We start from the raw sequence: 14,096 nt of genomic DNA on the forward strand, positions 1-14,096 counted from the left end.
TGCCAGAAAAAATTCAACATCCGCCGGCAATCAGCGGTTATGCCTCTTCACCGTACAAGGTGGCGAGGACTTTACGAGCACCGCCGTGATCACGGTGCTCGCCCAGATAAACACCTTGCCAGGTTCCCAACGCCAGCCTTCCTGCCGTAACCGGCAGGCTGAGCTGGCAACCGAGCACGCTGGCCTTGAAGTGCGCCGGGAGGTCGTCCAGGCCTTCGTCGTTGTGCTCATAACCGGCGGCTCCTTGTGGGATCAGCCGATTGAAAAATCGTTCGAAGTCTCGACGTACCGCCGGATCGGCGTTCTCGTTGATGGTCAACGAGGCCGAGGTATGCTGCAGCCACAGATGCAACAGACCAACACGACACGCCTTGAGTTCAGGCAGGCCGGCCAGTAACTCGTCCGTCACCAGATGAAAGCCCCGGGGCCTTGCCCGCAGGGTTATCAGCGTCTGTTGCCACATACAGATCTCCGCACGTTCGGCGCGCATTCTAGCGCGCTCTGGGAAAAAACAAAGGCCCTAATATTCTTGCTTCGATGTAAGCCTTTGGCGGTATAAAAACCCATGTCGCATCCACAACAAAAGGCGTCGGAAAAACCGCCGCATCCTGTGAGCAATGACAAATTCCAGGCAAAAAAATGCCCGGCGAACCGGGCATTTTTTAGGGCGCGTATTTACAGGTTATAGCCACGCTCGTTGTGCTGGGCCAGGTCCAGGCCCACGGCTTCTTCTTCCTCGGTGACACGCAGACCCATGACGGCATCCAGCACCTTGAGGATGATGAAGGTGACGATCCCGGTGTAGACCACCGTGAAACCCACGCCTTTGAATTGAATCCACACTTGCGCGCCGATGTCGGTCACGGTGCCGAAGCCACCCAGTGCCGGAGCGGCGAACACACCGGTCAGGATCGCGCCGAGGATACCGCCGATGCCGTGTACGCCAAAGGCGTCCAGGGAATCGTCATAACCGAGCTTGCGCTTGAGGGTGGTAGCGCAGAAGAAGCACACCACGCCCGCCGCCAAGCCGATGACCAGGGCGCCCATCGGGCCCACGGTGCCGGCAGCCGGGGTAATTGCAACCAGACCGGCGACCACGCCCGAGGCAATGCCCAGCGCGCTTGGCTTGCCGTGGGTGATCCACTCGGCAAACATCCAGCCCAGCGCCGCCGCAGCGGTCGCGATCTGGGTCACCAGCATCGCCATGCCGGCGGTGCCGTTGGCGGCGACAGCGGAACCGGCGTTGAAGCCGAACCAACCGACCCACAGCATGGCCGCGCCCATCAGGGTATAACCCAGGTTGTGCGGCGCCATTGGGGTGGTCGGGAAGCCTTTGCGCTTGCCCAATACCAGGCACGCCACCAGACCTGCGATACCGGCGTTGATGTGCACCACGGTGCCGCCAGCGAAGTCCAGCACGCCCCAGTCCCACATCAGGCCGCCGTTGCCGGACCAGACCATGTGCGCAATCGGTGCATACACCAGGGTGAACCACACGCCCATGAAGATCAGCATGGCGGAGAACTTCATCCGCTCGGCAAATGCGCCGACGATCAGGGCCGGGGTGATGATGGCGAAGGTCATCTGGAAGGTAATGAACACCGCTTCAGGGAACAGCGCCGCCGGACCGGTGATGCTCGCCGGCGTGACGCCCGCCAGGAACGCCTTGCCCAGGCCACCGACGAAGGAGTTGAAATTGACGACGCCCTGCTCCATGCCGGTGGTGTCGAACGCGATGCTGTAGCCATAGATGACCCACAGGACGCTGATCAGACCGGTAATGGCAAAGCACTGCATCATCACGGAAAGAAGGTTTTTCGACCGGACCATACCACCGTAGAACAGTGCCAGGCCGGGAATGGTCATGAACAGTACAAGAATCGTGGCCGTGAGCATCCAGGCGGTGTCGCCGGAGTTCAGGACAGGGGCTGCCGCTTCTTCTGCCATGGCCAGGCCAGGCATTGCGAAGGACAACAGGGCTCCTAGCCCTGCGAATTTACGCAGAGTCATATTGTTTTCTCCTGGGGCGGTGGGTGTGGCGGCTTAGATGGCGTCGGTATCGGTGTCGCCGGTACGGATGCGGATAGCCTGTTCCAGATTGACCACAAAGATCTTCCCGTCACCGATCTTGCCGGTGTTGGCGGCCTTGGTGATTGCCTCGATCACCCGGTCAAGATCCTTGTCGTCAATGGCGACATCGATCTTCACCTTGGGCAGGAAATCGACCACGTATTCCGCGCCGCGATACAGCTCGGTGTGGCCCTTCTGCCGACCGAAGCCCTTGACCTCAGTAACGGTAATGCCCTGCACGCCGATCTCGGACAACGACTCGCGCACGTCGTCCAACTTGAACGGCTTGATGATGGCAGTGACTAGCTTCATGAAACTTTCTCCCGAATTGGTCGACTTGCCCGAGGAAAACAAACCCGACTCAAGTCTAAGCGCAGTGCCTGGCTTTGTAACGCGTCGTCGGCCCAAGTTGCCCGACAGGTGCCAGTTAACCGATCCTGACGAAACTCCCCGTTCCGCCTGCTGCACTGCATTCGTCACAGCGACTGCATCAGTGCATGGGTCATCAGCCTCTAAGCAGAAACCTTGCCATCTGCACCCAAACCCTCTGATTTCAATCTCTTGGCCACCTGCTTGACGTGCACTGCGTCATGAACCGCAACGTTACGCACAACAACAGTGCAGCAACGCCCGGCGCAATGCGCGAAAAGCGTGCATCCCTGGCTTGCGAATTGACTATAGACACTGCGTGGTACACTGCCCGCCATCGTTTCCAGGACACCTGCACATGCTTGCGCCCAAAGACCTCCTCGACGCCCTGAGCGGCCACGCCTCCCGCCTCTTGAGTGGTGACACGCCGCTGCCCAAAAGCGAAATCGAAAGCCAGTTCAAGGCCCTGCTGCAAAGCGGCTTCAGTAAGCTGGACCTGGTCAGCCGGGAAGAATTCGACAGCCAGATGGTCGTACTGGCCCGGACCCGGGCGCGGCTCGAAAGCCTGGAGGCCAAGGTCGCGGAGCTGGAAGCGCGACTGGCTCCGGCACAGGAATAAGCAGCCCCTGCAGGCCACTCAACCCCTCGCAACATGTTGAGACGGGGCCGGGCTCAGTGCCAGCGGCAGCTCCAGGATAAACAGCGCGCCCCTGCCCGGCCCGGCGCTCTGCACGGTCAGATCGCCGCCCATCTCGTGCGCAGCCAGGATGCAGCTGTGCAGGCCAAAACCATGGCCGTCGACACGCGTGGTGAAGCCGTGCTCGAACACCCGCGCCAGATTGTCCTGCGCGATCCCCTCGCCGTTGTCCTCGATCTCGACCCGCACGCGCCCCTCGTCAACGATCTTCAGGCGCAGGACGATCTGCGGCGGCCGGTTCGTACCCGCGTCCAGCGCCTGCTTGGCGTTGTTGATCAGATTGACCAGGATCTGCAGCACTCGGTGCTTATCCAGCGGCATTTGCGGGGTATCGCTGAATTCCTTGATCAGCGTGATGTGGTGGCGGGCCAGGGACACATCGCAAATGCGCACGACATCCTCGACCAACTCCCGCAGCGAGCCCGGCTCCAAGACACTGGCATTACCAGCGTAGGACTGCTGGGTGGCGACGATTTCCTTGATGTGGTCGATTCGACGGGTCAATTGGGCCAGCTCGGCGATCATGCCTTGCTGCTCGACGGCCAGCGCGTCGGCCAGCTTGTCGAGATAGTCGGGTAGCGCGCGCCCTTTCGGATCAGTGCTGATGAAGTCGCCGAGGTCATCGGGAGGGTCCTTCATCAACTGGGCGACCTTGGCCACCGCAGGCCCCTTGGAGGTGTGCACCTTATCGTAGAGGACCTGGGCTGACACATTGACACTGTTGAGCACATTGCCCACGTTGTGCAGCACATTGGTGGCGATCTCCGCCATGCCGGCCCGGCGCGCAGTGGTCACCAGTTCGGCCTGCGCCTCGCGCAACTCGTCGTTGACCTTGGCCAGTTGCTGTGGGCTGGGAATCTTCAGGGCCGCCGGCACCAACCGGACCAGCAGGATGGCGGTAATCACCGAGGCGATCGCAGTGATCACCTTGACCAGCGCCGACAGCCAGTAATAGGGCTGCCAGATGGTCAGGATCTCCAACACGTGGCTGGTCCCGCAGGCCAGGATAAACACGCCGAAAGCCGCCAGCATCCAATCGAACGGCACATCCTTGCGCTTGTGGATGAAGTACAGGAGGGTGAAAGGGATGGTGACGTAGGACAGGGTGATCAAGCCGTCGGCGATCACATTGGTCCACAGCAAATCCGGACGCCACATGTAGCAATGCCCGTGAGGCATGAAGCGCTTGTCGGTTAACAGAGCCAGCAGATCGTTCATGGCCACTTCCTCGCTGTGCCGTTGATACCGCCAAGTGCCGACTGGGCAAAATCGAGTCTAGCAGGCCGGTCCCGGACAATTTGCCCACCGGCGGAGCTTTTTTGTAGGGCTCCCGTGATAGTGAAGAAAGCGCAAAGGTTCACAACCTGAAGACACTGGCAGCCGAGTGCCAAGGGAGTTGCACAAGGTTAGCGCGGAACGACTTAACGCTCCGCGCTCTGTCACATGGACAACCGTGAACCTCTATGGCCTGTCCAGCTTCACCGCAGATTCAGCCATCCAATAGCCCTCCCGCCAGAATTTGTAGTCTGCAAACTCCCCATGTTTTTGTGGCCACTTGCCGAGATTATCGATAGGAAAGCGAGTTAAATGCACCCTATTGCGCAGTGGCCGGTAACACGCCACGTCATCAACAACCTGGGTATCCGGAAAAATATCTTCAGCCAACCGAGTCATGTTCCACCAAGACCCAGCCGTTCGATCCTTGAATGAATTGACTTCGCCAAACGTGTAATCAATCCAGTTCAAGAGGCTCCCGCGGGGCATGAAATCAAAAAAGAAATTTTCACCAACCTCTCTGTACGGATCCAGGCTCAAATTCCAGAAGTCCACTTCAGGCCTTGTTACCAACCAAGGCACAACGACATTCTCGACTTCTTTTACCCGGGCGGCAGCCCCCATGAACACCAGGTTATTCACGTTAAGATCCGGATGCCTGGCAAGGATATTAACCGCGACAATCGCCCCCATACTATGGCCAACGATGTTTATCTCACTCCCCTCAACATGATAGGGAGAGCCTTGTTGATTGCCCTTTTTTTCCAAACGATGGAGCAGTGCGGTAACGGCCGTATCAGCGTAGCGAACCGGCCCCTTGAACTCTCTATCTGGCTCGGTGATTAAATCGCCCTCAAACGCTATATTTTTAGTCAACACCAGGTCAGTACGACGAAGCATTCCATCCCATGCCCCAGTTCCAAAGCCGTCGACCAAGGGGGCCATCCCCAGTTTGACTGGATTCCACACGGTGTAGTAATCACTGCGCACACCGACATGGGGCGGCGAATTGCTTATTTGAAATCCCTTCTCGTCCAGTTTATCGACTCTCTTTTGGTAATCCTTCTCATCAGCGACAGTGACGCTTTTGAGAACCGCGACAGGGTCTGAAATTTCCTTGTACAGCGATGATGGAACCCTGACCAAGGACCGCCCTAAATCCTCGATCAACACAACGGGAGAGGTCATTGCACCCAACACCGGCCTATTCAGCCCTATTCGAATTATAAATAGATGGTCACCATAGTTAGGCCCAAAATCGGAGTTCCAAGCAATAAAAATAGGGTATTGATGATCAGCAAGCATGTCGTCGACCATTCTTCCAGGACGGTCAACTGCTGTAGAAAAATTATTCAAACCGCCGTGTATGAACAAGGTAATTCTTAATGTCTTATCCTTGCTCTGGAGCGCCATGTAATTCTGGAAAATATTCTCAAGATAGGCCTTCTCGTCCTCTTTTGTTTTTTTTAGATCGCCTCGCTCACCGATGATTGTTTTCTGGTTTGGATCAATGAGGTTTCCATCCCCATCAATGTAAAGCATATGCATTTTGGCATTCTGGTAATCCGTCCCCTTATGACCTGCACACCCCACCAGCACAATAATTGTTATCAGCCAAGTCAAGAGCTTCATGCGACCCCCTCCCTTTATAGGCCAAGAGTGTAGAAGAGAATTGCCACCTCCACGGCATCATCTCATCCACCTCCTATAGCCAAACTTAAACTGGATCAGCACCCCGCAACATCCTGCCAAAATTTGCCCTATCAATTGCCGCGCCAAATTCATCCCCACGACTAACCTTCAGGAGCCGCAGGACGCGGCGCCCCATTCACTCAAGGAACGATTCATGTCGCTTGCCATTGTCCACAGCCGCGCCCAAGTAGGGGTCGAGGCGCCTGCCGTTACCGTTGAAGTCCACCTGGCCAATGGCTTGCCGTCGCTGACGATGGTTGGCCTGCCGGAAGCGGCGGTCAAGGAAAGCAAGGATCGGGTGCGCAGCGCGATCATCACCTCGGGGCTGAAGTTTCCGGCGCGTCGCATCACCCTGAACCTGGCGCCGGCGGACCTGCCAAAAGACGGCGGCCGCTTCGACCTGGCCATCGCCCTGGGGATCCTCTCGGCCAGCGTGCAAGTGCCGACCCTGACCTTGGACGTCGTGGAATGCCTCGGGGACCTGGCCTTGTCTGGCGCAGTGCGCCCAGTGCGAGGGGTATTGCCCGCGGCGCTGGCGGCGCGCAAGGCCGGGCGCATGCTGGTGGTGCCCCGGGCCAATGCCGAGGAAGCCTGCCTGGCCTCGGGGCTGAAGGTGATCGCCGTGGACCATCTGCTGGAAGCGGTGGCGCACTTCAACGGTCACACGCCGGTCGAGCCGTTCGTTTCCAATGGGCTGCTTTCGGCCAGCAAACCCTACCCCGACCTGAATGAAGTGCAAGGCCAGGCCGCGGCCAAGCGGGCGTTGCTGATTGCCGCCGCAGGGGCTCACAACCTGTTGTTCAGCGGGCCACCGGGCACCGGCAAGACCCTGTTGGCGAGCCGTTTGCCCGGGCTGCTGCCGCCACTGGCCGAGAGCGAAGCCCTGGAGGGCGCAGCCATTCAGTCGGTGGCCAGTTGCGTGCCGTTGAGCCATTGGCCGCAACGTCCGTTTCGCCAGCCACACCACTCGGCTTCCGGTCCGGCGCTGGTCGGTGGCGGGTCAAAACCGCAGCCAGGGGAGATCACCCTCGCCCACCATGGCGTGCTGTTTCTGGATGAGCTGCCGGAATTCGACCGCAAGGTGTTGGAGGTCTTGAGAGAACCGCTGGAGTCCGGACACATCGTGGTGTCTCGCGCCCGTGACCGGGTGCGCTTCCCGGCGCGCTTCCAGTTGGTGGCGGCGATGAATCCCTGCCCCTGTGGCTATCTTGGCGAGCCCAGCGGCCGCTGCGCCTGTACACCGGACATGGTGCAGCGCTACCGCAACAAACTCTCCGGCCCGCTGCTGGACCGCATCGACCTGCACCTGACCGTCGCCCGGGAAGCCACGGCCTTGAACCCCAAGCACGAACCCGGGGACGATACGGCCACGGTCGCCGAGCGCGTCGCCGAAGCCCGGGAGCGCCAGCACGACCGCCAGGGCTGTGCCAATGCCTTCCTCGATCTGCCGGGATTGCGCCGGCATTGCAAGTTATCCACAACCGACGAAACCTGGCTGGAAACCGCCTGCGAGCGGCTGACGCTGTCGCTGCGCGCCGCCCACCGCCTGCTCAAGGTCGCCCGGACACTGGCAGACCTGGAGCAAGCGGGGAGCATTCGCCGCGAGCACCTGGCCGAAGCGTTGCAGTACCGGCCGGCTACGGCTTGAACCGCTTTATGGTTTGCTCAGGTCCACCAACGGTGTTTGCCGAACCTCGGTTTTTTGACCGTTCTGGATCGTATCGATGCGCTTGAGCGCCTTATCCACAGCGCCCTTGTCTGCCAACAGGCTGTAGTGGATCTGGAATTGCTTGTGCTCTTTCGGCGCGATGGTGGGCACCAGGCCCAAGGGGCGCTGATACCGGCGGTTATAGGAAAAACTGGTACCGGGCTCCAACCCGGTCACGTAGCCCTGGCCTTGGGTATCCGTGTTTTTCCACAGGGAGAACACGGGCAGCGTGCTGGTGTTGAAGCCCACCGACACCCCGAGACTGCCGGCCTTGTTGTGCAGCACCGTGAGGGTGTCGCCCTTGGCGTCGGCGTAGGGCACGACGTTATAAACGGTTTCGTCGTAATCCTTGGGCGGGCCCCGGTAGGTTTGCCAATCGGACAAGTCGCCCTTGGCCTTGTCGTTGAACGGCGAGACCTGCTTGACCGGTGCCGCGAAACGAGCGCCCTGCTCCAGGAACGGCGTGCTGAAATTGCTGTGGTAGAGCGCTTGGTATTCCTTCGGGTAATCGCCGTTGTTGGTCAGCGTGTCGTTGAGCGCGAACGTCACGCTGCCGGGCTCGGTGACCAGTTCGGTCTGCACCGAGAAATCGACCTTCTTGAATGCCTGCTCCTTCAACTCGCCCCGCAGGGTAATGGCGTAGGGCGGTTTCTCATCGATGTGCAAGGTGACCTTGTTGGCCGGAATATTCGCGGCGCGACCGTGCAGGGTCAGCAGCTCGCCGTTGTCCATGCCGGGATGGCCGACCCATTCGTAGCCGCAGCGGGTGACCAGCTCGTTGAAGCCTTCAAGCCAACCCAACCCGCCTCGACCGTTGAGCTCGATGAACGCCGGGTTGACCACTTCCTTGACGGGCGAATCCCACCCCATGCGCACGTCGCCAACCGATGCCTGCAGCACATTCATGCCACGGGTCGGGACCACTGAAAGCTTCAGGGTGCCGTTGTCGATGTCGACCACGCTGACACCTTCCTGCCGGCCACCGTGCAGGGTACGCATCGTCACGGAAAAGGGCTTGTCGGTCTTCACGCCGAGTTGCTGGCTGGTGATTTGCCAGGGTTGGGCGGCTTTATCGGTATCCAGCAGGACGTAATCCCAAGCCATCGCATGGGAAGCAGCGCCCAAGGCGCCAAGGGTAACGAGCAGTTTGAACGGAGTCATGGACGCGACCTTTTATTGGAGTTGTGCGGTTTTTATAGACTTGAAGAAACGTTTCAGCAAGCTAAAAAACAGCAATAATCTTAAAAAAAGATGGACCACTGGATTGAGGGCTTTTGTGGGAGCGGGCTCGCTCGCGATAGCGGTGGGTCAGGTTGAGATGAGGGTGACTGGACTGCCGCCTTCGCGAGCAAGCCCGCTCCCACACTGATTCCAGGCAGGCGCAAGAAGAGGGATCACCCGTAAACTCCCTTGTGGGAGCGAGCCTGCTCGCGAAGGCGGTGGGTCAGTGAGTAGAGATTTTGGACAGCCGCTTTCGCGAGCAGGCGCGCTCCCACACAAATTTCGGGGGGGCCTGCTCGCGGTGGTTGCAGAGGCCTCAGCGGAAGCGATCAACCTCTTGGCGCAGGTCCTGGGCGAGTTTTTCCAGTTCCTTGGCGGTGAGGGCCAGGTTCGAGACCACTTGGCGCTGTTCGCTGTTGGCCATGGCGATGCTCTGCAGGTTGCTGCTGAGCAGGGTCGCGGTGCTGCTTTGCTCTTGGGTGGCGGTGGTGATCGCCGCGAATTGCTGGCCAGCCGAGCGACTCTGCTCGTCGATGCGCGCCAGGGCCGAGGCCACGTTGGCGTTGCGCGACAAGCCTTCCTGCATCAGCAGGTTGCCCTGCTCCATGGTGCTGATGGCATTGCCGGTTTCCTGCTGGATGCTGTTGATCATGCTGGAGATTTCGTCTGTGGCCTGGCGGGTGCGGGACGCCAGGCTGCGGACTTCATCGGCCACCACGGCGACACCACGGCCCTGTTCGCCGGCGCGGGCGGCCTCGATGGCGGCGTTCAATGCCAGCAGGTTGGTCTGCTCGGCAATCGAGGTGATGACACCGACGATGCCGCCGATCTCCTGGGAACGCTGGCCCAGGGTATTGATGACCGAGGCCGTGCTGTTCAGCGCGCCGGCAATTTGCTCCAGGGACGACGAGGCCTCATCCATCGAGGTCCGGCCAATGCGGGTGTGCTGGGCATTTTCCTGGGCCAGGCGCGCGGTGTTGCCCATGTTGTCGGCAATGTTCAAGGAGGTCGCACTGAACTCTTCCACCGCGCCCGCCATACTGGTGATTTCGCCGGACTGCTGCTCCATGCCCTCGTACGCCCCGCGGGACAACCCGGACAGGGCCTGGGCGCGGCTGGTGACTTCCTGGGAGGCCTTGCGGATGTGCTCGACCATGGTCGACAGGGCCTGGCTCATCTGGTTGAAGGCACGGGCCAACTGACCGATTTCGTCATGGCTCGACACGTTCAGGCGCACGCTCAGGTCGCCAGCGCCCAATGCTTCGGCCTGGCGCACCAGATCCCCCAGCGGTGCCAGCTTGCTACGCAACAACCACATCGCCGAGCCGACCGCCAACAGCATCGCCAGCAGGCTGCCGATGGCCAACTGCGTACCGACGCTCCAGGTCACGGCGCGGATCTCGGTTTTCGGCATGCTCGCCACCACCGCCCACGGCCCGCCCTCGAACGGCACGGCAACGCTGTAGAAATCTTCGGTGGTATCGGCCCAGAACGCACCTTTGCCCGGTTTTTTGATCAGGCCCGTAATGGCCGTGGTCGCGTTATCCAGCGCCTGTACACCTGCCGGCGGCACCAGCCATTTGTTTTGCTCATCCAACAAGGCCAGCGAACCGGTCTGGCCAATGCGGAAACGCTTGAGGTTTTCGAACTGCGCGTTCTGCGCATCGGTGTAATCGAAGCCTACATACAACACGGCGATGATCTTGCCGCTGCTGTCGCGTACCGGCGTGTATTGCGACATGTAGAAGCGCCCGAACAACAGGGCTCGACCGATGTAGCTCTGCCCGCTGATCACCGGACCGTAGGCTGGACCGGCGCGGTCGAGCACAGTGCCGATGGCCCGCGTGCCGTCCTGTTTACTGACGGAGGTGCTGACCCGGATGAAATCGTCGCCGCTGCGCACGAATACCGTGGCCACACCGGCGGTCATCGCTTTGAAGTCATCCACTTCCTTGAAGTTGTTGTTCAACACTTCGCTGCCCAGGTTCAAGCCCGGGGTCTGTACGCCCGCCACCGTCACCGGCTGGTCTGGATGCACGGTCAAACCCGCGCTGAAGCGCTTTTCGAACAGGCCGGCCAAGCGCTGGGTGCTCTCACGCAAGGTGCTGTGGAAGGTATTGAGCTGATCGGCCATCAGGCGCGCTTCGCTGGCCAAGTGCTCTTCACGGGTAGCAAGGTTGGCGGTGTCCAGGGAACGCAAGGCGAAGACGGTACTGCCGGAGATCACGACCGCCAGTATCACGGCAAGGGCAAGGCCTAGCTGCGAGGCGATCCGGGCGCGGGGTTGAGACATGACGGCTCCTGGCCGAGAGACCGGATCATCCTGATCACGTCGCACGCTCGGCATTTTATTCGGGGGAGGTGTAAGTAGACCCTTTCTGAACGAGGGTTCCATCTTCACGGATTCGGCGGCAAAGCCAAATACTTGAGCGGTTTGGACGGATTAATGCCAAGTGGCTAGCACGCCAACTGCATCGTTTCAGCCCAGACGCTGCACATCGGGCAATTGCATGGCCTTGACCTCGCCCTGGAGAAAGTCGCTGAGCCGGCGCAAACGCTCACCCCCTGGCCGGGTTTTCGGCCAGACCAGGTAATAGTGCTCGCCACTGGCAACCGCCGTCGGCCATGGCAGGCTCAGGCGCCCTTGGGCAACGTCCTCGGCCACCATCAGCAGGTCGCCCATGGACACACCATAGCCGCGTGCCGCTGCGATCATGCCCAGCTCCAGGGTATCGAACACCTGTCCACCCTTGAGCGAAACCTTGTCGGCCAGGCCCATGCGTTGCAACCAGTTGCGCCAGTCCCGGCGATCCGGCGTCGGGTGCAGCAGTTCGGCGCTGGCCAACCGCGCCACGTCCCAGGGCTGATCGTTCAACAGGTTCGGCGCGCCCACCGGAATCAACTCCTCGGGGAACAGCAGACTGGCCTCCCAGTCCGCCGGAAAATGCCCGTTGCCCAGCAACACGGCGCAATCGAAGGGCTCGACGTTGAAGTCCACCGAATCGATGTCCATCCAGGCACTGGTCAGTTGCACCTCGTTACCGGGCTGCAGATGCCGGAAACGGCTCAGGCGCGCCAACAGCCAGCGCATGGTCAGGGTGGAAGGCGCTTTCATGCGCAGGATGCCGTCTTCGCCGTGCAAGGTGCGGCAGGCCCGCTCCAGCGCCATGAAACCTTCGCGCACGCCCGGCAGCAGGAGCCGCGCCGCTTCGGTCAGTTGCAAGTTGCGACCGCTGCGCTGGAACAGCCGACAGGCAAAGTGATCTTCCAGGGTACGAATGTGCCGGCTGACGGCGCTCTGGGTGATCGACAGCTCTTCGGCGGCCCGGGTGAACGAGCTGTAGCGTGCCGCGGCTTCGAATGCCCGCAGCGCATAAAGCGGAGGAAGACGACGAGGCATCGCAAAAGCTCCATGGCGGTGTTTGCAAACCCTACCAGAAACGCGTCCAGCATGAGTTTTAATCATGCCAGCGATCTTTTTTATCCTTTTGTGCAATCCGTCGAGAGCGCCGAGAATCGTCGCTTTACTGCCGTCTTTGAACAGGGAGCGTGATGATCATGCGGCATCCGGTGCGTACCGAACTCTGGGCCATCCTGCGGCTGGCGGGGCCGTTGATTGCCTCGCAGTTGGCGCACATGCTGATGGTGCTCACCGACACCGTGATGATGGCGCGCCTGAGCCCCGAAGCCCTCGCCGGTGGTGGGCTCGGGGCGGCCACCTATTCGTTCGTGTCGATCTTCTGCATCGGTGTGATCGCCGCGGTGGGCACCCTGGTTGCGATTCGCCAGGGCGCAGGCGATATCGAGGGGGCTACCCGGCTGACCCAGGCCGGATTATGGCTGGCCTGGTTGATGGCGCTGATGGCCGGGTTGCTGCTGTGGAACCTCAAGCCGGTGCTGCTGATGTTCGGCCAGACCGAAACCAACGTACTGTCCGCCGGGCAGTTCCTGCTGGCGCTGCCATTCGCCCTGCCCGGCTACCTGAGCTTCATGGCCCTGCGCGGCTTTACCAGCGCCATCGGCCGAGCCACACCCGTAATGGTGATCAGCCTCGGCGGTACGGTGGCCAACTTCCTGCTCAACTACGCGCTCATCACCGGCATGTTCGGCCTGCCGAAACTCGGCTTGATGGGCATCGGCCTGGTCACGGCCATCGTCGCCAATTGCATGGCCCTGACGCTGGCCTGGCACATCCATCGGCACCCGGCCTACCGTGCCTATCCGCTGCTGGATGGGCTGTCGCGGCCCAACCGCCAATACCTCAAGGAACTGTGGCGCCTGGGCCTGCCGATTGGCGGCACGTACGCAGTGGAGGTCGGGTTGTTCGCGTTCGCCGCGCTGTGCATGGGCACCATGGGCAGCACACCGTTGGCGGCTCACCAGATCGCCCTGCAAATCGTCTCGGTGGCGTTCATGGTGCCGGCCGGGATGTCCTACGCCATCACCATGCGCATCGGCCAGCACTACGGCGCCGGGCAACTGCTGATGGCGCGCCTGGCCGGGCGGGTCGGGATCGGCTTCGGCGCAGCCGCGATGCTGGCGTTCGCCATGGTGTTCTGGTTGTTGCCTCATCAATTGATCGGCTTGTTTCTGGACCACGACGACCCGGCGTTTCGCGAGGTGATCAACCTGGCGGTGAGCCTGCTGGCGGTGGCGGCGTGGTTCGAGCTGTTCGACGGCACGCAAACCATCGCCATGGGCTGCATTCGCGGACTCAAGGACGCCAAGACCACCTTCCTGGTGGGCCTGGGTTGCTATTGGCTGATCGGTGCGCCGTCGGCGTGGTGGATGGCTTTCCACTTGAACTGGGGGCCAACCGGTGTCTGGTGGGGCCTGGCCCTGGGGCTGGCCTGTGCGGCCGTGAGCCTGACGCTGGCGTTTGAATGGAAGATGAAACGGATGATTCGCAGTGAGCCTGGACTGCGGCGTTTCGAAAGCATCCAAGCCGACTGAGGTTCACTATGTGGGAGCGGGGGTGGGGGGGGCGACGGGCGAGGGGCCCCGGCACATTAGAATAGGAGAAGCGCCACAGGGGGGCGACCCGGCCACAGCCCGGGTTGGGGT

11 protein-coding genes are annotated in these 14,096 nt (G+C 60.9%); 3 read left to right on the forward strand and 8 right to left on the reverse strand.

Annotated elements, in window-relative coordinates; translation table 11 throughout:
* Positions 1 to 37 precede the first annotated feature (37 nt).
* From HGO40_RS22360 to glnK, 3 genes are all read right to left on the reverse strand, one after another.
* A complete protein-coding gene (locus tag HGO40_RS22360; RefSeq protein WP_186706864.1) occupies positions 38 to 463 on the reverse strand; it encodes a secondary thiamine-phosphate synthase enzyme YjbQ in 426 nt (141 codons plus the stop codon).
* A gap of 212 nt (positions 464 to 675) precedes the next feature.
* Complete coding sequence (locus HGO40_RS22365; RefSeq protein ID WP_186706865.1) at positions 676 to 2,010, reverse strand: ammonium transporter; 1,335 nt, start codon at positions 2,008 to 2,010, stop codon at positions 676 to 678.
* Between the two features lie 33 nt (positions 2,011 to 2,043).
* Positions 2,044 to 2,382: a P-II family nitrogen regulator gene (gene glnK, locus HGO40_RS22370; protein ID WP_250964775.1), complete on the reverse strand. Its 339-nt coding sequence runs from the start codon at positions 2,380 to 2,382 to the stop codon at positions 2,044 to 2,046.
* A gap of 415 nt (positions 2,383 to 2,797) precedes the next feature.
* Here glnK and HGO40_RS22375 point away from each other — a divergent pair, with 415 nt between their 5' ends.
* A complete protein-coding gene (locus tag HGO40_RS22375) occupies positions 2,798 to 3,058 on the forward strand; it encodes an accessory factor UbiK family protein (protein WP_053126510.1) in 261 nt (86 codons plus the stop codon).
* Between the two features lie 18 nt (positions 3,059 to 3,076).
* On the opposite strand, the gene HGO40_RS22380 is transcribed toward HGO40_RS22375, so the two are convergent.
* Both HGO40_RS22380 and HGO40_RS22385 read right to left on the reverse strand, forming a co-directional pair.
* Complete coding sequence (locus HGO40_RS22380) at positions 3,077 to 4,354, reverse strand: sensor histidine kinase (protein WP_250964776.1); 1,278 nt, start codon at positions 4,352 to 4,354, stop codon at positions 3,077 to 3,079.
* 243 nt (positions 4,355 to 4,597) lie between these two features.
* Positions 4,598 to 6,043 (reverse strand): alpha/beta fold hydrolase, encoded by a 1,446-nt coding sequence (locus HGO40_RS22385; RefSeq protein WP_250964777.1) that lies wholly within the window; start codon positions 6,041 to 6,043, stop codon positions 4,598 to 4,600.
* 214 nt (positions 6,044 to 6,257) lie between these two features.
* Between HGO40_RS22385 and HGO40_RS22390 the strand changes: the two genes are divergently transcribed.
* Entirely contained in the window at positions 6,258 to 7,751 is a 1,494-nt protein-coding gene (locus HGO40_RS22390; protein ID WP_250964778.1) for a YifB family Mg chelatase-like AAA ATPase, read from the forward strand.
* A 6-nt stretch (positions 7,752 to 7,757) separates the two neighbouring features.
* Here the strand turns inward: HGO40_RS22390 and HGO40_RS22395 are convergent, their stop codons facing one another.
* The 3 genes from HGO40_RS22395 to HGO40_RS22405 form a co-directional block, all read right to left on the reverse strand.
* Positions 7,758 to 8,972, reverse strand: coding sequence for an aldose 1-epimerase family protein (locus HGO40_RS22395; RefSeq protein WP_250964779.1), 1,215 nt, complete (start codon positions 8,970 to 8,972; stop codon positions 7,758 to 7,760).
* A 376-nt stretch (positions 8,973 to 9,348) separates the two neighbouring features.
* Complete coding sequence (locus HGO40_RS22400) at positions 9,349 to 11,325, reverse strand: methyl-accepting chemotaxis protein (RefSeq protein ID WP_250964780.1); 1,977 nt, start codon at positions 11,323 to 11,325, stop codon at positions 9,349 to 9,351.
* A gap of 186 nt (positions 11,326 to 11,511) precedes the next feature.
* On the reverse strand, positions 11,512 to 12,432 hold the full coding sequence (locus HGO40_RS22405) for a LysR substrate-binding domain-containing protein (RefSeq protein ID WP_250964781.1): 921 nt from the start codon (positions 12,430 to 12,432) through the stop codon (positions 11,512 to 11,514).
* 158 nt (positions 12,433 to 12,590) lie between these two features.
* On the opposite strand from HGO40_RS22405, the gene HGO40_RS22410 reads away from it, so the two are divergent.
* Entirely contained in the window at positions 12,591 to 13,985 is a 1,395-nt protein-coding gene (locus tag HGO40_RS22410) for a NorM family multidrug efflux MATE transporter (protein ID WP_250964783.1), read from the forward strand.
* Positions 13,986 to 14,096 lie beyond the last annotated feature (111 nt).

Source organism: Pseudomonas sp. CG7, assembly GCF_023701885.1.
In the GTDB taxonomy this organism is placed as follows: domain Bacteria; phylum Pseudomonadota; class Gammaproteobacteria; order Pseudomonadales; family Pseudomonadaceae; genus Aquipseudomonas; species Aquipseudomonas zanjanensis.